The sequence below is a fragment of the Streptomyces sp. HUAS ZL42 genome, assembly GCF_040782645.1.
Lineage (GTDB): Bacteria > Actinomycetota > Actinomycetes > Streptomycetales > Streptomycetaceae > Streptomyces.
The window spans coordinates 5,560,745-5,579,608 of record NZ_CP160403.1; the positions used below are offsets into that span (position 1 = coordinate 5,560,745).

Annotated in this window: 17 protein-coding genes; 6 read left to right on the forward strand and 11 right to left on the reverse strand. The window is 71.2% G+C overall.

The genetic code is table 11. From position 1 onward, the window contains the following. Positions 1–51: 51 nt before the first annotated feature. Positions 52–3,285 (reverse strand): S41 family peptidase, encoded by a 3,234-nt coding sequence (locus tag ABZO29_RS25665; RefSeq protein WP_367322528.1) that lies wholly within the window; start codon positions 3,283–3,285, stop codon positions 52–54. Between the two features lie 166 nt (positions 3,286–3,451). Between ABZO29_RS25665 and ABZO29_RS25670 the strand changes: the two genes are divergently transcribed. Both ABZO29_RS25670 and ABZO29_RS25675 read left to right on the forward strand, forming a co-directional pair. Next, complete coding sequence (locus tag ABZO29_RS25670) at positions 3,452–4,051, forward strand: TetR/AcrR family transcriptional regulator (protein ID WP_367322529.1); 600 nt, start codon at positions 3,452–3,454, stop codon at positions 4,049–4,051. Between the two features lie 159 nt (positions 4,052–4,210). Beyond that, the gene (locus tag ABZO29_RS25675) at positions 4,211–6,421 is read left to right on the forward strand and encodes an MMPL family transporter (RefSeq protein ID WP_367322530.1); all 2,211 of its coding nucleotides are present in this window, start codon (positions 4,211–4,213) and stop codon (positions 6,419–6,421) included. Between the two features lie 803 nt (positions 6,422–7,224). Here the strand turns inward: ABZO29_RS25675 and ABZO29_RS25680 are convergent. Both ABZO29_RS25680 and ABZO29_RS25685 read right to left on the reverse strand, forming a co-directional pair. After that, entirely contained in the window at positions 7,225–8,139 is a 915-nt protein-coding gene (locus ABZO29_RS25680; protein ID WP_367322531.1) for a haloalkane dehalogenase, read from the reverse strand. Beyond that, the gene (locus ABZO29_RS25685) at positions 8,132–8,626 is read right to left on the reverse strand and encodes a MarR family winged helix-turn-helix transcriptional regulator (RefSeq protein WP_367322532.1); all 495 of its coding nucleotides are present in this window, start codon (positions 8,624–8,626) and stop codon (positions 8,132–8,134) included. Before ABZO29_RS25685 ends, ABZO29_RS25680 begins: the two co-directional genes overlap by 8 nt. 102 nt (positions 8,627–8,728) lie before the next feature. Between ABZO29_RS25685 and ABZO29_RS25690 the strand changes: the two genes are divergently transcribed. Beyond that, the gene (locus tag ABZO29_RS25690; protein WP_367322533.1) at positions 8,729–9,250 is read left to right on the forward strand and encodes a YbaK/EbsC family protein; all 522 of its coding nucleotides are present in this window, start codon (positions 8,729–8,731) and stop codon (positions 9,248–9,250) included. Then, positions 9,247–10,092 (forward strand): EamA family transporter, encoded by an 846-nt coding sequence (locus ABZO29_RS25695; RefSeq protein WP_367322534.1) that lies wholly within the window; start codon positions 9,247–9,249, stop codon positions 10,090–10,092. Before ABZO29_RS25690 ends, ABZO29_RS25695 begins: the two co-directional genes overlap by 4 nt. Position 10,093: 1 nt before the next feature. Here the strand turns inward: ABZO29_RS25695 and ABZO29_RS25700 are convergent, their stop codons facing one another. After that, positions 10,094–11,320 (reverse strand): MFS transporter, encoded by a 1,227-nt coding sequence (locus ABZO29_RS25700; protein WP_367322535.1) that lies wholly within the window; start codon positions 11,318–11,320, stop codon positions 10,094–10,096. A 162-nt stretch (positions 11,321–11,482) separates the two neighbouring features. Here ABZO29_RS25700 and ABZO29_RS25705 point away from each other — a divergent pair, with 162 nt between their 5' ends. Continuing rightward, positions 11,483–11,758 carry a DUF1876 domain-containing protein gene (locus ABZO29_RS25705; RefSeq protein WP_367326244.1) on the forward strand — a complete coding sequence of 92 codons (276 nt, stop codon included), beginning with the start codon at positions 11,483–11,485 and terminating at the stop codon, positions 11,756–11,758. A gap of 1 nt (position 11,759) precedes the next feature. Here the strand turns inward: ABZO29_RS25705 and ABZO29_RS25710 are convergent, their stop codons facing one another. The 6 genes from ABZO29_RS25710 to ABZO29_RS25735 form a co-directional block, all read right to left on the reverse strand. Beyond that, on the reverse strand, positions 11,760–12,917 hold the full coding sequence (locus ABZO29_RS25710) for a serine hydrolase domain-containing protein (protein ID WP_367322536.1): 1,158 nt from the start codon (positions 12,915–12,917) through the stop codon (positions 11,760–11,762). 74 nt (positions 12,918–12,991) lie between these two features. Beyond that, positions 12,992–13,453, reverse strand: a complete 462-nt coding sequence (locus ABZO29_RS25715; RefSeq protein ID WP_367322537.1) for an organic hydroperoxide resistance protein — start codon at positions 13,451–13,453, stop codon at positions 12,992–12,994. Between the two features lie 106 nt (positions 13,454–13,559). After that, on the reverse strand, positions 13,560–14,027 hold the full coding sequence (locus tag ABZO29_RS25720) for a MarR family winged helix-turn-helix transcriptional regulator (RefSeq protein WP_367322538.1): 468 nt from the start codon (positions 14,025–14,027) through the stop codon (positions 13,560–13,562). Then, positions 14,024–14,791 (reverse strand): energy-coupling factor ABC transporter ATP-binding protein, encoded by a 768-nt coding sequence (locus ABZO29_RS25725; protein WP_367322539.1) that lies wholly within the window; start codon positions 14,789–14,791, stop codon positions 14,024–14,026. Before ABZO29_RS25725 ends, ABZO29_RS25720 begins: the two co-directional genes overlap by 4 nt. After that, positions 14,779–15,540: a cobalt ECF transporter T component CbiQ gene (cbiQ, locus tag ABZO29_RS25730; protein ID WP_367322540.1), complete on the reverse strand. Its 762-nt coding sequence runs from the start codon at positions 15,538–15,540 to the stop codon at positions 14,779–14,781. Before cbiQ ends, ABZO29_RS25725 begins: the two co-directional genes overlap by 13 nt. A 1-nt stretch (position 15,541) precedes the next feature. Then, complete coding sequence (locus ABZO29_RS25735) at positions 15,542–16,621, reverse strand: energy-coupling factor ABC transporter permease (protein WP_367322541.1); 1,080 nt, start codon at positions 16,619–16,621, stop codon at positions 15,542–15,544. Between the two features lie 166 nt (positions 16,622–16,787). On the opposite strand from ABZO29_RS25735, the gene ABZO29_RS25740 reads away from it, so the two are divergent. Continuing rightward, positions 16,788–17,135: an SsgA family sporulation/cell division regulator gene (locus tag ABZO29_RS25740; RefSeq protein ID WP_367322542.1), complete on the forward strand. Its 348-nt coding sequence runs from the start codon at positions 16,788–16,790 to the stop codon at positions 17,133–17,135. Between the two features lie 7 nt (positions 17,136–17,142). On the opposite strand, the gene ABZO29_RS25745 is transcribed toward ABZO29_RS25740, so the two are convergent. Further along, positions 17,143–18,813, reverse strand: coding sequence for a penicillin-binding transpeptidase domain-containing protein (locus tag ABZO29_RS25745; protein WP_367322543.1), 1,671 nt, complete (start codon positions 18,811–18,813; stop codon positions 17,143–17,145). Positions 18,814–18,864: the final 51 nt, after the last annotated feature.

The following is an 18,864-nucleotide window of genomic DNA, read 5'->3' on the forward strand; positions in this document are numbered from 1 at the left end:
GGTTTGTCGCGCGGTTCCCCGCGCCCGTTGGTAAGTCCGTCTTGCCCCTTGTCAGTTGCGTGACGGGAGTTTTGGGCGGGAGCGGTCCGGGGCTCCGGTGTAGTCCGGGGGTGTTGCCGGGGGGTTGGTCGTGAGGAGGTCCAGGGCCAGGTGGACCGCGTCCGCCAGTTGGGCGTGGCGGCCCTCCGCCCAGTCCAGGGGGGTGCGGAGGATTTCCAGGTCGGGGAGGACGCCGCGGTTCTCGATGGACCAGCTGTACGCGTCGAACCAGGCCGCGTTCATCGGGACCGTGATCACCGTGCCGTCGCCGAGCTGGTGGCGGCCGGTCATGCCGACCACTCCGCCCCAGGTCCGCTGCCCGACGACGGGACCCAGTTTCAGCAGTTTGAAGGCCGCGGTGATCATGTCGCCGTCGGAGGAGGTGGCCTCGTCGGCCAGGGCCACCACCGGTCCGCGCGGTGCGTTGGAGGGGTAGGACACGGGCTGGGCGTTGCGTGTCAGGTCCCAGCCGAGAATGGTGCGGGTCAGCTTCTCCACCACCAGTTCGCTGATGTGGCCGCCCGCGTTGCCGCGCACGTCCACGATCAGTGCGGGGCGCGAGACCTCCATCCGCAGGTCGCGGTTGAACTGGGCCCAGCCGGAGCCGCCCATGTCGGGGATGTGCAGATAGCCGCACCGTCCGCCGCTCAACTCCCTCACGACCTCGCGGCGTTTGGCCACCCAGTCCTGGTAGCGCAGCGGCCGCTCGTCGATGAGGGGGACCACGGCCACGCGCCGCGGCGGGCCCTCCTCGCCTTCCGGTGGCGTGAAGGTCAGCTCCACTGTCGAACCACCCGCTCCCGCGAGCAGCGGATACGGGCCCCGCGCCGGATCCACGGGCCGCCCGTCCACATGGGTCAGGACCGCCCCCTCACGGATCCCGGTGCCGGCCAGCGGCGAGCGGGCCCTGGAGTCGGACGAGTCGCCCGGCAGGATCCGTTTGACGGTCCAACCCCCTTCCCGGTGAACGAGGTTGGCGCCCAGCAGGCCCTGCCGGCGCTGGTAGTGCGCCGGCCCCTCGTTGCGGCGGGCGGCGGTGACGTACGCGTGCGACGTGCCCAGCTCACCCAGCACCTCACGCAGCAGGTCCGCGAACTCGTCGGGCGACGCGACCCGTTCGACGAGCGGCCGGTACTGGTCGAGGACGGCGTCCCAGTCGATCCCGGACATCTCGGGGTCCCAGAAGTAGGCGCGGATCAGCCGGCCCGCCTCGTCGTACGACTGGCGCCACTCCGCGGCCGGGTCGACCTGGTGCAGGATGCGCCGCAGATCGATCCACACGGTGGTGTCGCTGTCGCCGGACTCGATCGAGGGGACCGCCCGCAGCTCGCCCTCGTCGACCACGACGAGCCGCGTCCCGTCCCCGCTCACCGCGAACCAGTCGAGGTGCTCGACGAGTTCGGACCTCTTCGCCTTGCTGATGTTGAAGTACTCCAGGGTCGGCCGGCCGCTGGTGTCGTCCGGGTTCACGAACGTCTCGCCCAGCGCGCCCGAGATCGGCCAGCGCAGCCAGACGAGGCCGCCGCCCGCGACCGGGTGCAGCGCCGAGTACTTGGAGGCGGCGACCGGGAAGGGCGTCACCCGGTTCTCCAGCCCCTCGATCTCCACGGTCACCGCGCCGCCTTCCGCGCCCTCCTCGTCCTCCACCGGGTCCAGCCCCCCGGCGGCCGGCCGGCCCTCGGGATTCAGCGCGAAGGGGGAGGGAGTGGCGGAGGACAGCGGGACGAGGTAGGGACGGCAGCCGAGCGGGAACGACAGGTCGCCCGTGTGTACGTCGTACACGGGGTCGAAGCCCCGCCACGACAGGAACGCCAGATAGCGCCCGTCCCGCGTGAACACCGGATTCTCGTCCTCGAACCGCCCGTTCGTGACGTCGACGATCAGCCTGTCCTTGATCCGAGCGATCTTGATCTGCCGCAGCGACCGCCCGATCCCCGGATGCGACCACGTCAGCCACGCCCCGTCCGGCGAGAAGGCGAGGTCCCGCACCGGACCGTTGATCGACGTGATCAGCTCGGTGACCTCGCCGCCCGAGTCCTCGGCAGCGTCGACGAGCAGCAGCCGTCCGTCGTGCGAGGCGACGGCGAGGCGCTCGCCCTCCGGGTCGCTGACCATCTCCAGCACCCGGCCCAGCTCCCCGGAAGCCGGCCGCCGGGGCTCGCGGTCGCCCGTCGTCCGGGGCAGGTAGGCGATCTCGACGGCGTCCTCGCCCTCGGCGTCCGTGACGTACGCGATCCGGCCGCCGGAGCCGAGCATCTCCGGGAGCCGGACCCGTACGCCCGGCATGTCGGTGAGGGTGCGGGCCGGCCCGTCCCGGTGCGTCAGCCAGTAGAGACTCCCGCGGACGACGACGGCGCTGGCCCGCCCGGTCTCGTCGACCGAGATGCCGTCCACGTGCTGCGCGGCCGGGATCTGGTACGTACGACGGCCCGCGCGCGGCCCGGACAGGCTCACCTCGATCCGCCTCGGCACCGAGTCCGGCGACAGGTCGTCGACGATCCAGAGGTCGCCCGCGCACTGGTACACCACCCGGCTGCCGTCGCTGGAGGCGTGCCGGGCGTAGAAGGCGTCGTGGTCGGTGTGGCGGCGCAGGTCGGAGCCGTCGTACGCGCACGAGTAGAGGTTGCCGATGCCCTCGTGGTCGGAGAGGAAGGCGATCCGGCCGCCGACGAACATGGGGGAGTGGAGGTGGCCGCCGATGTCCTCCAGCAACCGCCGGCCGTGCAGCCACAGCCGGCCCATGGCGCCACCGCGATAACGCTTCCAGGCGGCCGGTTCGTGCGGCGGGGTGCCGGTGAGCAGGAGCGTTCTGTGCTCGCCCTCGGTGTCGGCGACCTGGATGTCGGAGACCGGGCCCCAGGGGAGCTTGCGGCCGGGGTCGCCGTCGGGGGAGACCTTGTAGGCCCAGGTGAAGTAGGAGAAGGGCTCGCCGTGGGAAGCGACGGCGAGGATGTCCCCGTCCGGTGTCCAGCCGCACACCTGGGTGTCCAAGCTGCCCCAGTACGTCAGCTGCCGTCCCGGACCGCCGTCCACCGACACCAGGTGGATCTCCGGGACGAGACTGCGCCAGCTCGTGTACGCGATGTGGCGGCCGTCGGGCGCGAAGCGCGGGTGGCCGGTCTTGGTGCGGTCGACGGTGAGGCGCCAGGCGCGGCCGGGGCTGTCGAGCGAGGTCAGCCAGAGATCGTCCTCGGCCACGAAGCACAGCAGATCGTCATTGAGGTGGGGCAGGCGCAAGTAGCTCACCTCACCATGCTTTTCCTCCGGATGGGTCAGGGCAACTTGTGAAAAATCCTCCCGTTCCGGCGGCGGGTGACCCAAGACACGTACGAAACCGTTTCGTTTCGACGGCGGGTGCGCTACATTCTTCACGTACGAAACAGTGTCGTTCGGAGTGGGAAGGGTGAGTGGCATGACCGAGGTCGCGACGGCGCGGCGCAGTCGGATCACGCCCGAGCGCGAGGCCGAGTTGTACGAGGCCGTGCTCGACCTGCTCCGCGAAGTCGGCTACGACGCCCTCACCATGGACGCCGTGGCCGCCCGCACCCGGTCCAGCAAGGCCACCCTCTACCGCCAGTGGGGCGGCAAGGCCGAGTTGGTGGCGAAGGCGGTGCGGCACAACAAGCCGGGTTCCCTCGACGAGATCGACACCGGCTCGCTCAGGAGCGACCTGCACGCCCTCACCATGCGGTCCGACGACTGCGAGATGGAGCAGAACTCCGCGCTGATGCGAGGTCTGGCCATGGCGATGCACGCCAACGCGGACCTTCTGAAGGCGTTCCGGGAGCATCTCGTCGAGCCGGAGATGGCGGAGTTCCGCCATGTGCTGCAGCGGGCGGTCGACCGGGGGGAGATCCGTGCGGACAACCCGGCGATCCAGTTCATCGTGCACATGATGCTCGGCGCGTTCGCCGCCCGCACGCTGATCGACGAGCAGCCGCCGACGCAGGCCTTCCTGATCTCGTACATCGACGCCGTGGTCCTCCCCGCGCTCGGCGTGCAGTCCCACTGACACAAGTCCCCTCACCCATCACCACCTGACGTCACCGCTCACGTCGTCGGGCCGATCACCCCTGCCTCCCCGCCGGGTTGGTCACCCCTGCCCTTGGGGCCTGTGCCGGAATCCCGGCACAGGCCCCTGCACCCCACGACTGACCGGGAGTACGCCCTCGTGGCCACATTCCTCTACGAACTCGGCCGGTTCGCCTTCCGGCGACGGCATTTCGTCGCCCTGATATGGGTGGCGCTGCTGACGCTCGCGGGCGTCGGCGCGGCCAGCGCCCCCGCGGCGGGCTCCACCTCCTTCTCGATCCCCGGCACCGAGGCCCAGAAGGCCTTCGACCTGCTGGAACAGCGCTTCCCCGGCATGAGCGCCGACGGCGCGACCGGCCGCGTCGTCTTCAAGGCGCCGGCCGGCGAGAGGATGACCGACGCCGACAACAAGGCCACCGTCGAGAAGACGATGAAGGAGCTGGCCGACGGCTCCGAGGTCACCTCCGTCGCCGACCCCTACCAGGCGAACGCCGTCAGCAAGGACGGCAAGGTCGCCTACGTGTCCGTGAAGTACGACGTCTCCGGCATGGAGCTGAAGGACACCTCCCGGGACGCCCTGGAGGACGCCGCGCAGGACGCGCGGGACGCCGGGCTGACCGTCGAGATCGGCGGTGACGCGCTGCAGGCCGGGGCCGATCCCGGGGCGGCCGGTGAGATCGTGGGTCTCGCCCTCGCCGCCGTCGTCCTCGTCATCACCCTGGGCTCCCTGGTCGCGGCCGGACTGCCGCTGCTGACCGCGATCATCGGCGTCGGCATCGGCGTCTCCACCATCACCGCCCTCGCCAAAGCGCTCGACCTCGGTGACACCACGTCCACTCTGGCGCTGATGATCGGCCTCGCGGTCGGCATCGACTACGCGCTGTTCATCGTCTCCCGCTACCGCAGCGAGCTGGCCGAGGGCCGTGACCGCGAAGAGGCGGTCGGCCGCGCCGCCGGTACGGCCGGCTCGGCGGTGGTCTTCGCGGGCCTCACCGTCGTGATCGCCCTGGCGGGCCTGGCGGTCGTCAACGTCCCGATGCTGACGAAGATGGGCGTCGCGGCGGCGGGCACGGTCGTGGTGGCCGTCCTCATCGCACTGACCATGATCCCGGCGCTGCTCGGGTACGCGGGCAGGAAGGTCAAGCCGGCGGGCGAGAAGCGCCGGAAGACCGACGCCGGTAGCTCGGGGAAGCCCGGCCTGGGCGCCCGCTGGGCCAGCTTCGTCGTCCGCCGTCCGGCCGCCGTGCTGCTGCTCGGCGTGGCCGGTCTGGGAACGGTCGCCGTCCCGGCCTCCCAGCTGGAGCCGGGCCTGCCCGACGACGGATCGCAGCCGACGTCCACGACACAGCGCCGCGCCTACGACCTCCTATCGGAGGGCTTCGGCCCCGGCTTCAACGGCCCCCTGATGATCGTGGTCGACGCCAAGGGCAGCGCAGACCCGAAGGCGGCCGCCACCACGGTGACCGACGACGTCAAGGGCCTCAAGGACGTCGTGACGGTGACCCCGGCGGCGTTCAACAAGGCAGGCGACACCGCGACGATCACCGTGATACCGGCCTCCAAACCGTCCTCGACGCAGACCGAGGACCTGGTGCACGCCATCCGCGACACGGGCGCGGACGTCAAGGCCGACACGGATGCGAAGGTGCTGGTCACCGGCACCACCGCGCTGAACATCGACTTCTCGCAGAAGCTCAACGACGCGCTGATCCCGTACCTGGCCCTGGTCGTCGGGCTCGCCTTCCTCCTCCTGATCGCGGTCTTCCGCTCCATCCTGGTCCCGCTGAAGGCGGCTCTCGGCTTCCTGCTCAGCGTGCTCGCCGCGCTCGGTGCCGTCGTCGCGGTCTTCCAGTGGGGCTGGCTCGGCGGCCTGCTGGGCGTCGAGCAGACCGGTCCCATCATGTCGATGATGCCGATCTTCATGGTGGGCGTGGTCTTCGGTCTCGCGATGGACTACGAGGTGTTCCTCGTGACCCGCATGCGGGAGGCGTACGTCCACGGCGAGACGCCCGGCCAGGCCGTGGTGACAGGCTTCCGGCACAGCGCCCGGGTCGTGGTTGCCGCCGCGGTCATCATGATCGCCGTTTTCGGAGGGTTCATCACCTCCAGCGAGTCGATGATCAAGATGATCGGCTTCGGCCTCGCGATCGCGGTCTTCTTCGACGCCTTCGTCGTGCGGATGGCGATCGTGCCGGCGGTGCTGGCGCTGCTCGGCAGGAAGGCCTGGTGGCTGCCGAAGTGGCTGGACAGGGCCCTGCCGAACGTGGACGTGGAGGGCGAGGGCCTGCGCGCGCGGGACGGCGAGCAGCCCAAGGACCCGGACGGGGACCGGGAGTTGGTCGGGGCCTGAGGCCATGCCTCACTGAACGCCCTGATCCGTGGTGTAGCGGGCTGCACCACGGATCAGGGTGTGCGCTCCCTCGTGACGGCGGGCGGGCGCGGGGATCGTGGACGGCAGATCGCAGTCGTCCCGGAAAACCTCGCCCGTAAGGAAACACCCATGGCCTCTCCGCTCGCCGCCGTCCGGAAGTTCGTCGCCGACCTGCTGCTCTGGAGCCTCTTCGCCGGTGGCCTCGCCGCGAGCGTCGCCGCCGGATCCGTCCTGGACGGCACGCAGAAGGACTTCGCGACCGTCGCGGGTTCCGTGCTCGCGCTCGTCGCCGGCTCGCGCATCGCGAAGAAGCCCCGCATCAAGGCGTTCCTGGCGAGGCCGGGGACGCTGTGGTTCCTGTTCCTGTTCAACGGCGCCACGGCCGCGGCGATGTACCTCACCATGGACGGCGTGAAGGGCGTCATCGCCTCCGCGGCCATGGGCCTGGTCTCCCTGGGCGCCCTCGGCGGCATCGTCGGGGGCCGCCGGAGGCGGGCGGAGGCGGGCGGAGGCGGTGCAGGGGGCCTGAGCGCAGGGGCGAGGGGGCTGGGGCCTGTCCGGCGGATCATGCCGCAGACGCGGGGCGTGGCACGCCCTCCCGCACTCTCGGCCTCGCTCGAGCGGAGGTGTCCCCACCGGCGTTGTCGTCGGTCGCCGACTCCCCCACTCCCGGCTTCGCTCGAGCGGGGGACCCCCATCGTGTCGACGCCCTCCTCCGCCTTGCAGCCGGACGCTCCCCCACGCTCGAACAACCTCGCGCGGGGGCACCCCCACCGCCCCGCTCACCCGGGCTTGCCGGTCGCCGCCGCTTTCCCGCGACCTGATCCGCCGGACAGGCCCTGGCGCAGCCCCTCCCGCCCCAGCCAGGAGGAGATCGCGGCGGCGATCTCGGCGGGACGGTCCTCGGGGGCGTGGTGACCCGCGGCCCCGCAGTGGATGGTCTCGAGCGCGGCGATGTGTTCGGCGCACCAGTCGGCCATGGCAGGACCGATGAGCAGGGTCGGTGCCCCCTCGAAGGTCATGAGCAGCTTCGGCACGTCGTCGCTCTTGGCGAGCCAGGCGTCGTACGCCTCGATGCGGGCCACGAGTTCGGCCGGTTCACCGCCCAGCGGCATCTGCCGGGCCCACGCCAGGACGGGGCGGCGGCTCTCGCGGTCCGGGAAGGGCGCGAGGTAGGTCGCGAGGTCGTCGGCGGCCACGGGGGTGAGGACACCGCCGGTGAACGCCTGGCGGACGAACAGGTTCTGGTCGAGCACCATCTCCTCGCCGCTGCCCGGCGTACGGATGGTCTCCGACCGTTTGCGGGCCTGCTCGGACAGGTCCTCCCACGCCATCGGCTTGACGATGGTCTCCAGAAAGGCGATCCCGAGCACCCGCTCCGGGTGCCGGGCCGCCCAGTCGAAGGCGAGCGCACCGCCCCAGTCGTGACCGACCAGGACGACACGGTCCAGACCGAGCGCGTCGAACCAGGCGTCGAGGTAGCGCGCGTGGTCGGCGAACCGGTAGTCGATGTCCGGCTTGCCGGAGCGGCCCATCCCGATGAGGTCCGGCGCGAGCAGGCGCCCGCCGCCGACGCCGGGCAGCACCTTGCGCCACAGGTGCGAGGAGCTCGGGTTCCCGTGCAGGAACACGATCGGGGTCCCACTGCCCGACTCCTCGTGGTACATGGTCGAGTCGAGAACGCGTGTCTCAGGCATGCGAGCGGTCCTTTCGTGGCTCGTCCCCGGGCCGGGGGCCGAGTGGTGTGTCCAGGAGCTCAGTGAGGGTGCGTGCGAAGGCCGCCGTGCGCGGATCGTCCAGCCCGCCCAGCGGGGCGAGCAGCTGATCGAGCAGCGCCTGTACGGCGTCGATGGCCGGGCGTACGGTCCGCAGCCCGTCGTCGGTCAGCGCCAGCCGTACGACACGGGTGTCGTCGGAGTCGCGTGTACGCCGGACGAGTCCGGCCCCCTCCAGCGAGCGGGCCAGCTTGGACACGTACAGCGCCTCCAGCCCCGTGTGATCGGCCAGTTCCCGCTGACTCGGCCGCCGGCCGGAGCGCTCCATCCCCAACAGGGAGGCGAGCAGCATGTACTGGGCGTGCGTCAGGTTCAGGGGTGCCAGGGCCTGGTCCACGGCGTTGCGCCACTTCATGGACAGCCGCCAGACCAGGTGACCGGGGGTGGCCCCCTTCGGTGTCTCGCTCACCCAAAATAATGTACATGGCTATTATGTACATGGCTAGTAAATGGGGACGGCCGACCGAAACCCAGTCGCCTGCCCCATACACCCACCGCTACGGTGCCGTGCATGACGACAGCCGCCACTGACGCCGACGAACCCGAAGACTCCGGCGCCCACCCACGTTTCGCCGCGGCCCTGGACGAGCTGGGCCTCGGCGGCCTGCGCGGTCGCATCCGCCGTTTCCCGGACGCCACCCGTACCGCCGCCGAGGCCGCCGCGGCCATCGGATGCGAGCTGAGCCAGATCTGCAAGTCGCTGATCTTCGCGGCGGACGGAGTGCCCGTGCTCGTGCTGATGGACGGGGCGTCACGGGTCGACGTCGAGCTCGTGCGGAAGGAACTCGGCGCCGAGAAGGTGACGCGGGCCGAGGCCGGCGTCGTGCGGGAGACGACCGGGTACGCCATCGGCGGGGTGCCCCCCTTCGGGCACCGGACCAGCACCCGTGTCCTCGCCGATCGGTCGCTCCTCGAGCACGACCTCGTCTGGGCGGCCGCCGGGAACCCGCACGCCGTCTTCCCCATGGAGCCCAAGGCCCTCGTCGCCCACGCCGGCGGCACTCTCGTGGACGTGCGCGAGCGCCTCTCGTGACCCCGCTGGTCACCGCGGCCGTCCTGCTCGCCGCGGTCACGCACGCCAGTTGGAACGCCATCGCCCACCGCATCACCGACAAGCTCGTCGGGTTCACGCTCATCGCCGGCGGCGGGACCCTGATCGGGCTCGCCCTGGTGCCCTTCGTGGCGTTCCCGGCGGCCGGGGCGTGGCCCTACCTCATCGCCTCCGCCGTCATCCACGTCGCCTACTACCTGCTGCTCATGCGGTCCTTCCGGCTCGGCGACTTCGGGCAGGCGTACCCGATCGCGCGCGGCACCGCGCCGCTCGTCGTCACCGTGCTCGCCGCCGTCTTCGCGCACGAGGTGCCCGACGGCTGGGCCGCCGCAGGCATCGCGCTGTCCTGCGCCGGGCTGACGGGCGTCGCCCTGTGGGGGCTGCGCGGGCACCGGCCCAACTGGACGGCGATCGGGGCCGCGTTGGCGACCGGGCTGACCATCGCCGCGTACACCGTCGTCGACGGGCTCGGGGTGCGCGCCTCCGGGTCCTCCCTCGGGTACATCGCCTGGCTGATGGCCGTAGAGGGTGTCGCGGTCCCCGCGTACGCCTTCTCCCGCTGGCGCGGCGAGACCGTCGCCAAGCTCCGTCCCTTCGCCGGACTCGGGCTGCTCGGCGCCGCGTTGTCCGTCGGTGCCTATGGGCTCGTGCTGTGGGCGCAGACCCGTGCGGAACTCGCGCCCATCGCCGCCCTGCGCGAGTCGTCGATCATCGTGGGGGCGGCCATCGGGGCCGTGTTCTTCAAGGAGCGGTTCGGGGCGCCGCGGATCGCCGCGGCAGGGCTGCTGGTGGTCGGGATCGGGCTGATGCTGCACGCCGGGTGACCTACTGAGTCACGGTCACCTCCGTGCGCTCGTCCACCGGATGGCGTGGGAGCAGCAGGGGCGTGGCCAGAAGGAGCACACCGGCCAGCCCGATCGCCGTACGCGGGCCGGTGAGGCTCGCCAGCAGACCCCATGTCGCCGTCAGCGCCGCGATCGTCGCCTTGCTGCTGACCGACCACGCCGACAGGGTGCGGGCCACCCGGTCCGGCGGCGTCCGTTCGAGGCGGTAGGTGGCGAGCACCGGGCTGAACACACCCGCGGACAAGATCAGTACGAACTCCAGGCTCATGACGAGCAGCAGCCCGGACGTGCCGGGCCCGACGAACGCCAGCCCCACGCACCAGCACGCCCGCAGCGACCCGGCGACCAGCAGCACCCTGTGCCGGCCGAAGCGGGCCACGAGTCCGCGCGACAGCCGTGCGCCGATCAGCCCGCCCAGGCAGGGGACGGCGAACGCGAGGCCGTACTGCCAGGGCGCGAAGCCGAGCCGGCCGAGCATCAGCACGGCGAGGGGAGGTGAGGACGCCATGATCAGGCCGTTGACCAGCACGTTGTTGAAGAACAGCGGGCGCAGTGCGGGAGTTCGCAGGATGTGCCGCCAGCCTTCGAGCAGGTCTCCCGGTCTCAGGCGTGGCGTCTCCTGCACGGCGGGCGGCGGTTCGCTCCCGCCGATCGCGCGGATTCCCGCCGCCGACAGCAGGAAGCTGACCGCGTTCGCCAGCACGGTCGTCACCGGGCCGAACAGTCCTATGGCGGCACCGCCGAGCGGCGGTCCGAGCACGGTCGAGGTCCAGGTCGTGGACTCGAAGCGGGCGTTCGCGGTGAGCAGGTGCTCCGGCGGCACAAGCGCCTTCAGACAGGCGCCGCTCGCCGCGTTGAAGGTGATGTCCGCCGCGCCCACGACCACCGCGACGAGCAGGAGCTGGGTGAAGGTGAGGGCGTCGAGCGCGTACGCCGCGGGGATGCTCAGCAGTGCCGCGCACCGGATCAGGTCCATCGTGACCATCACCGGCCGCTTGCGCCGGAACTCCACCCACGGCCCGAGCGGCACCGCCACCACCGCCGCGACCGCGAGGCCCGCGGACGCCAGCAGCGCCACCCCTGTCGACCCCGTGTGCAGCACGGTGATCGCGATCAGCGGGAACGCGTCGAACGCCAGCCACGTCCCCAACGTGCTGACCGCGAACGCCGCCCACAGCCACCCGAACTCCCGCCCCAGCGACCGCACCCGCCACCCCCGTGCCCCTGTCTCGTGCCATGCCTCGTGTGTGGCTCCAGCATGGCGGACACCACTGACAACGGCCGGTTCAGCCAGTTCGGCCCCTCGCAGTGGGTGCATCCCGTCGCCGTTAGGAGCACTCTGGAAGCAGGTGTTCCGGAGGTGATCGTCATGATGCACACCGCAGTGGGATGGCATGTCGAGCTGGAGTTCCTGGAGGACGACGAGCACACGCGCGCGGTCGCGCTGGTGCGCTTGCCCGACGGTACGGAGGTGCGGGCGCACGGGCACGCCACGCGGCACCACACCGACGCGAATCAGCCGAGGGTGGGTGAGGAGATCGCAGGGGCGCGCGCGCTCAACGAACTCGCGATGCAGCTGCTGACCAAGGCGCACGGGGAGATCGACTCGGCGTCCGGGCGGACGTCGCACCCGATCAACGTCTGAGTCATGCGAGCGCGGTGCGTACCGCCCGTACCAGTGCCTGCGCCCTCGGGTCCGCCGTCACGCTCTTGCGGAAGCCGTTCGTCACATAGCCGAACGCGATGCCGGAGCCGGGATCGGCGAAGCCGAGGGCGCCGCCGCGTCCGGGATGACCGAAGGAACCCGGCGCGAGGAGGGGCGACGCGCCGCCGTCCAGCATGTATCCGAGGCCGAAGCGGGTGTTCACCACGAGCACCCGGTCCGGACCCGACGACTGTTCGACGCGTGCCAGTTCCGTGGTCTGCGGGGTGAACAGCCGTACGCCGCCGTCCACTTCACCGATGAGCGACGCGTAGAAGCGGGCCAGGCCGTCCGCCGTGGCGATGCCGTTCGACGCGGGCAGGGCGGCCGCACGGTAGGCGGGGTCGTTCTCGTCCGGCAGGGGAGTGAGCGCGGCGAAGGCGCGGCGGGTGAGGGAGGCGGGGTCGGCGTAGGCCTCGGAGACGGCCCGCTTGGGGCGCGTCCTCAGCCCCGTGGTCTGCGGCGCCTCGATCTGCGCCACGCGGCCCACGCGCGCGTGCTCGGTCCGCGGCAGCCCGAGCCAGAGGTCCGCGCCCACCGGTCCGGCGATCTCGTCGGCGATCCACTCGCCGATCGGCCGCCCGGTGACCCGCCGCACCAGCTCGCCCGTCAGCCAGCTGTACGTCTGCGCGTGATACCCGTGGTCCGTCCCCGGCTCCCAGACCGGCGCCTGCGCCGCGACCGCGTCCGCGCCGAGCGCCGGGTCGGCGGCCTGTGCGGGAGTCAGCGGACGGTCGAGGACGGGCACGCCCGCGCGGTGCGCGAGGAGATGCCGTACGAGGGTCCGCTCCTTGCCCGCCGCCTTGTACTCCGGCCAGTACGCGCCCACCGGGTCGTCCAGGTCCAGTTCGCCGCGCTGGTGCAGCAGCAGGAGTACGGCGGCGGCGACGCCCTTGGTCGCCGAGCGCACGATCTGTGCGGTGCCCTGCTCCCAGGGGTCCGTGCCGTCGACGTCCTTGGTGCCGCCCCACAGATCGACGACCTTGTGACCGTCCCGGTAGACGGTGACCGCCGCACCCCGGTCCCCGAGCACCTCGAAGTTGCGCAGGAACGCTTCCCTGACCGGCCCGAAGCCCTCGGCCACTGTGCCGTTCACGTCCACGCCCGCACTTCCCTCCGGCTCGCCTGAGACTGTGGGGGCAACAGCCACGAAGAGCCTGCGATTCCCCGGTTTCGCTAGCCGAGCAGGATCGTTACGTCGATGTTGCCGCGCGTGGCGTTCGAGTACGGGCAGACCTCGTGGGCCGCGTCCACCAGCTTCTCCGCGACGTCCTGGTCGAGGACGGGGAGCGAGACGCTCAGGGCGACCGCGAGGCCGTAGCCGCGCTGTCTGTTGGGGCCGATGCCGACCTTCGCGGCGACCGTGGACCCCGTCAGGTCGAAGCCGGCCCGTCTGCCCACCAGGACCAGCGCGTTGTGGAAGCACGAGCTGTAGCCGGCCGCGAAGAGCTGCTCCGGGTTGGTGCCGTTGCCGTCGCCGCCCAGCTGCGGCGGCATGGCGACCTTCAGCTCGAGCCGGCCGTCCTGACTGGTGACGTATCCGTCCCGGCCGCCGTGCGCGGTGGCCTCGGCGACGTACATGATCTTCATCGGACGGGTGTCGACCGCGGTGTCGTCAGTCGCGGTGTCGTCGGTCATGGTCGGCCTCCCCCGGAAAAGGTGCGCACAAAAGCATCGTGCACAAGGTACTGGCTGGTAGGTCAGTTGCTGTTACCAGGGGGTAGCAACCGGGGGTAACCCGAGATCAGCGGGCGCGGTCCGCAGCCGCCGCCGCTCGCTGGGTCAGCTCCCACAGCTCCGCACGCAACCGCGCCACCTCCGCCGCGCCGATCCCCGCGGCCGTGAGCAGCGCGCCGGGCACGCGCGTGGCCCGCTCCTTGAGTTCCTCCCCGCGCCCGGTGACCGCGACGAGCACCGAGCGCTCGTCGCGCGCCGAGCGCTCCCGGCGCACGAGCCCTGCCGACTCCAGCCGTTTCAGCAGCGGGGACACCGTGCCGTAGTCGAGCCGCAGGGCCGCCGCCAGCTCCTTGACCGTGGTCTCGCCGCGCTCCCAGAGGACCAGCAGCACGAGGTACTGCGGGTAGGTGAGACCGAGCTCGTCGAGGAGCGGACGGTACGCGGCCGTCACCGCGCGCTGGGCGGCGTACAGCGCGAAGCACAGCTGGTCGTCGAGCAGCAGCGAGCCCTCGCCGGTCGTGTCCTCGTTCGTCACGCGCCCATTGTCACGGAACGCGGATCGAAGCCGAACGGCAACTCCAGCCGGTGTGCGCGCATCAGCTCGTCGTCCGCCAGCAGATCGGCCGTCGTCCCGTCCGCCGCGATCACTCCGTCGCTGAGGATCAGGGAGCGCGGGCACAGCTCGAGGGCGTACGGGAGGTCATGGGTGACCATCAGCACGGTCACGTCCAAAGAGCGCAGGATGTCGGCGAGTTCGCGGCGCGAGGCCGGGTCGAGATTGGACGACGGTTCGTCCAGGACGAGGATCTCCGGCTCCATCGCGAGGACCGTCGCGACGGCCACCCGGCGGCGCTGGCCGAAGGAGAGGTGGTGCGGCGGGCGGTCCTTGAAGTCCGCCATGCCTACCTGACCCAGGGCACGGTCCACACGCTTCTCCAGCTCCGCGCCCTTCAGCCCGGCCGCCGCCGGTCCGAAGGCCACGTCCTCCCGGACCGTCGGCATGAACAGCTGGTCGTCCGGGTCCTGGAAGACGATGCCGACCCTGCGCCGGATCTCGGCCATGTGCTGCCTGCCCACGGGCAGCCCGGCGACCGTCACCGTGCCCGCGCCGCCGCTCAGGATGCCGTTGAGGTGCAGCACGAGCGTCGTCTTGCCGGCGCCGTTCGGCCCGAGCAGCGCGACCCGTTCGCCGCGCGCGATCGACAAGTCCACGCCGAACAGCGCCTGGTGGCCGTCGGGGTACGCGAAGGCCAGACCGGCCACGTCCAGTGAAGGTGTCACATCAGTCACAGGGCCCATCCCAGCAGGCAGACGACGAGGGCGGCGAAGGGGAGTGCGAGGGCGTACGACCACTGCGCCCGGGACGCGGTCACCTCGTCGATGACCGGCATCGAACCGGCGTAACCCCGGCTGACCATGGCCAGGTGCACCCGCTCGCCCCGCTCGTAGGAGCGGATGAACAGCGCGCCCGCGGACTTCGCGAGCACGCCCCAGTGGCGCACGCCGCGCGCCTCGAAGCCGCGCGACTCCCGCGCGATCCGCATGCGCCGCATCTCGTCGGTGATGACGTCGCCGTAACGGATCATGAAGGACGCGATCTGCACGAGCAGCGGTGGGAGCTTCAGCCGCTGCAGCCCCAGCAGCAGTTCGCGCAGCTCCGTGGTGGCGGCGAGGAGCACCGACGCGGCCACGCCCAGCGTGCCCTTGGCGAGCACGTTCCAGGCGCCCCACAGGCCGTTCACGCTCAGGGAGAGCCCCAGCACCTCGACCCGCTCGCCCTCCGCCACGAACGGCATGAGCACGGCGAAGGCGACGAACGGCACCTCGATCAGCAGCCGGCGCAGCAGAAACCCGGCCGGCACCCGCGCGACGTACGCGACGACGCCCAGCAGCACGGCGTACAGGCCGAACGCCCACATCGCCTCCCTCGGCGTCGACACCACGACCACCACGAAGGCGAACGCGGCGGCGAGCTTGGTGTGCGGCGGCAGGCCGTGCACGGGGGAGTGCCCGTGCCGGTAGAGCTTGTGGGCGTGTCCGGCGCCCATGTCAGACCCCGGTGCTCACGGGAGAGGCGTCGTCCGTACGACGCCTGCGCACCGCCCAGAACACCGCGCTGCCCGCGACGACGGTGACGCCGACGCCGATCACGCCCGCGAGACCGCCGGAGATGCGGGCGTCGTCGACGTCCTTGACGCCGTAGTCGGCGAGCGGGGAGTCGGCGGCGGCGTGCTCCTCGGTCTTCTGGTCGATGCCCTGGTCGGCCGCGACCTTCTCCAGGCCGTCCGGGTTCGCGGAGGCGTAGAAGCTCACGAACCCGGCGAGCACCAGCGAGGTGACCAGGCCGACCGCCCACACCTTGCGGTGGGACCGGGCGGCCACGGGGGTGGGCGCGGCGTCCGGCACATCGACGAGTTCGCCGTTCACCCGCAGCTTGAGCTTCTGCGAAAGGCCGCGCGCCCCGTACACGAGGTCCGGCCGTACGGCGATGACGGCGCCGACGGTCAGCGCGGTGATCGCGGCCTCGCCGATGCCGATCAGCACATGCACGCCGATCATCGCGGTGGCGACCTTGCCGACCGCCACATCCGTGGTGCCGCCGACCGCGTACAGCAGCGTGAAGGCGACGGCCGCGGCCGGGACGGAGACGAGCGCGGCGGCGAAGGAGGCGGCGGTGACGGACCGGCGGGTCCGCGGCAGCAGCTTCACCAGGCCTCGGAACACGGCGTACGACACGACCGTCGTGACGATCGCCATGTCGGTGATGTTCACGCCGAGCGCGGTCAGGCCCCCGTCGGCGAAGAGGATGCCCTGCATGAGCAGGACCACGGACACGCACAGGATTCCCGTGTAGGGGCCGACGAGTATCGCGGCCAGCGCGCCGCCGAGGAGATGCCCGCTGGTGCCCGCGGCTACGGGGAAGTTGAGCATCTGCACGGCGAAGATGAACGCCGCGACCAGTCCGGCCAGCGGCGCGGTGCGTTCTCCCCCACTCTCGGCTGCGCTCGAGCGGGAGGTGCCCCCCTGTTCACGCCGCGCGCCGCGCAGGCTCAGGGCGACGGCGGCTGCGGCGACGACTCCGGTCGCGGCGGAGGCGGGTGCGTCGATGAATCCGTCAGGTACGTGCACCGTTCGATGATAGTGGCTTAATGCGAATAGGTTGCAAGAGCGAGGAGCTTGTCCGTCGTGCAGGGTCGCCCGCTCGAGAGAGGTGCATTCCGGAAAATATGCGACATTGGATGGAAAGCGGATGCCACAGCCTTCGCACAGGTCGCCCAGAGTAAGGGGCCGGCGCATGTCTGTAGTCGAACAGTACGCAAGAGCCCACATAGTCTCGGACGCGGACATCATCGATGAGGAAGCCGTCCCGGTGGTCCTGCGCTACGACCCTGACGCCGACCCTCGCTCGGTAAGGGTCGGCCTGCCCGGGACACACGAATACACGTTCTCCCGCTCACTGCTCGAACAGGGCCTGCGGACACCGGCCGAGTCCGGCGAGGTCCGGGTGTGGCCCTGCGGGCGCGTCCAGGCCGTCGTCGAGTTCCACTCGGCGCAGGGCACCTCGGTCGTGCAGTTCGACTCGAAGACACTTCTGCGCTTCCTGCGGCGGACGTACATGGCCGCTGCGCCCGTGGCGCGCTAACGGGCGCTCAGCCGCCCATCCGCAGCACAGCCGCCACGATCGGCCCCGCCGTGTCGCCGCCGTGCCCGCCCGCCTGGACGACACCGGCGGCCGCCAGGTCACCGCGGTACGCCGTGAACCAGCCGTTGGGCTTGGACTGGCCGTCGACCTCGGCCGAGCCCGTCTTGGCTCCGTAGTTCGGGCCCAGGCCGGACATGGCCTCCGCGGCAGTGCCGTACGCGGCCGTGTACTGCATCAGTTCGCGCAGCTGGGACAGCGTGGACGCGGACATCGTGCGCGAGGCGGTGGCGAGCGTGCGGTGGTCGACGTCCGGGGAGACCAGGTACGGCTGGTGGAAGCTGCCCGACTTCACGGTCGCGGCCACCGACGCCATGTTCAGCGGGTTCATCCGCACCCCGCCCTGACCGATCAGGGACGCCGCCATCTGGGCCGCCGACTGCACCGGCACCGAGCCGTCGAAGGTCGGCACGCCGACCGCCCAGTTGTTCATCGACAGACCGAAGACCTGCTGCGCCTGCTGGGTCAGGTCGTTGTTCTCGAGCTCGGGCGCCTGGCTGATGAAGGCCGTGTTGCAGGAGCGCGCGAAGCTCGCCTTGAAGGTGCCGTTCTTGATCTGGAACTTGTCGTCGTTCTGGAACTTCCAGCCGCCGTACGTGAAGAACTTCGGGCACGGATGTTCCTCGTCCGCCGACGCCAGCCCCTTCTCGATCAGCAGCGACGACGTGATGACCTTCATCGTGGAGCCGGGGGCCAGCGAGCCGTTGAACGCGACGTTGAAGCCGTGGCTGGTGTTCGCGACGGCCAGGATCTCGCCCGTCGACGGGCGGATCACCACGACCGACGCGCGGGCGGTCCTGGCCACCTGCTGCTCCGCGGCCGCCTGCAGGGTCGGGCTCAGCGTCGTCTTCACCTTGCCCGGCGTGCCCTTGCTCAGCTCGAGGAGGGTCTTGTCGGAGGCCTTCTTCGCCTTCGACGCCTTGCCGCGCACCACCCGCAGCTCGACGCCCGCCTTGCCGCCCGCCGTCTTGCCGTACTTCTCGCGCAGCCCGTCCAGGACCGGTTCGAGGGACGGGTACTTCTCGGCGGTCAGCTCGTCGCCGTTGCGGTCGACCGCCGTGACCGGGGGCGTGCCGGACTCGCCGGTGACGAGGGTGTCGCCGTCCTGCAGGTCGGGGTGGACCACCGACGCGTGCCAGGCGATCTGCGGCTTGCCGTTCTTGGTGTTGCGGACGACGGTGAGGGCGCTGGTGTACGTCAGCGGCTTGCTGACGTCCTTGTACTTCACCGTCCCCTTCACGGTGAAGGGGACCTTGCCGTCCGCCGGGGTTCCGGCGGTGAGGGTGACGCCCGTGATGTGGGCGTCCTTGGAGTAGCCGGTCAGCAGGCCGGTGGCAGCGGCGGAGTCGTCCGTGACGGCGGCCGCCTGCGCGACCTTGCCCTGCTGCCAGGCGGTGAGGAACCGCTTGGACACGGTCGCCACCTCGTACGCCGAGGGCTTGCCGGTCCTGACCGTGGGCACCTCGCCCGAGGCGGCCCGCGAACCGTCGTCGGCGGCCGCACCGCCGCCGTACAGCGCGTAGACGCCGAACCCGGCGCCGACGACGACCACGGCGATCATCCCGCCGACCACGGCGGGACTCGTCTTCCGTCGCTCGGCGACGCGCCTTCTCTTGCCCACTTCCCACGATCCTTTGCGGTCCCCAGGGCGCCCCCACGCCCCTCTGCCCTC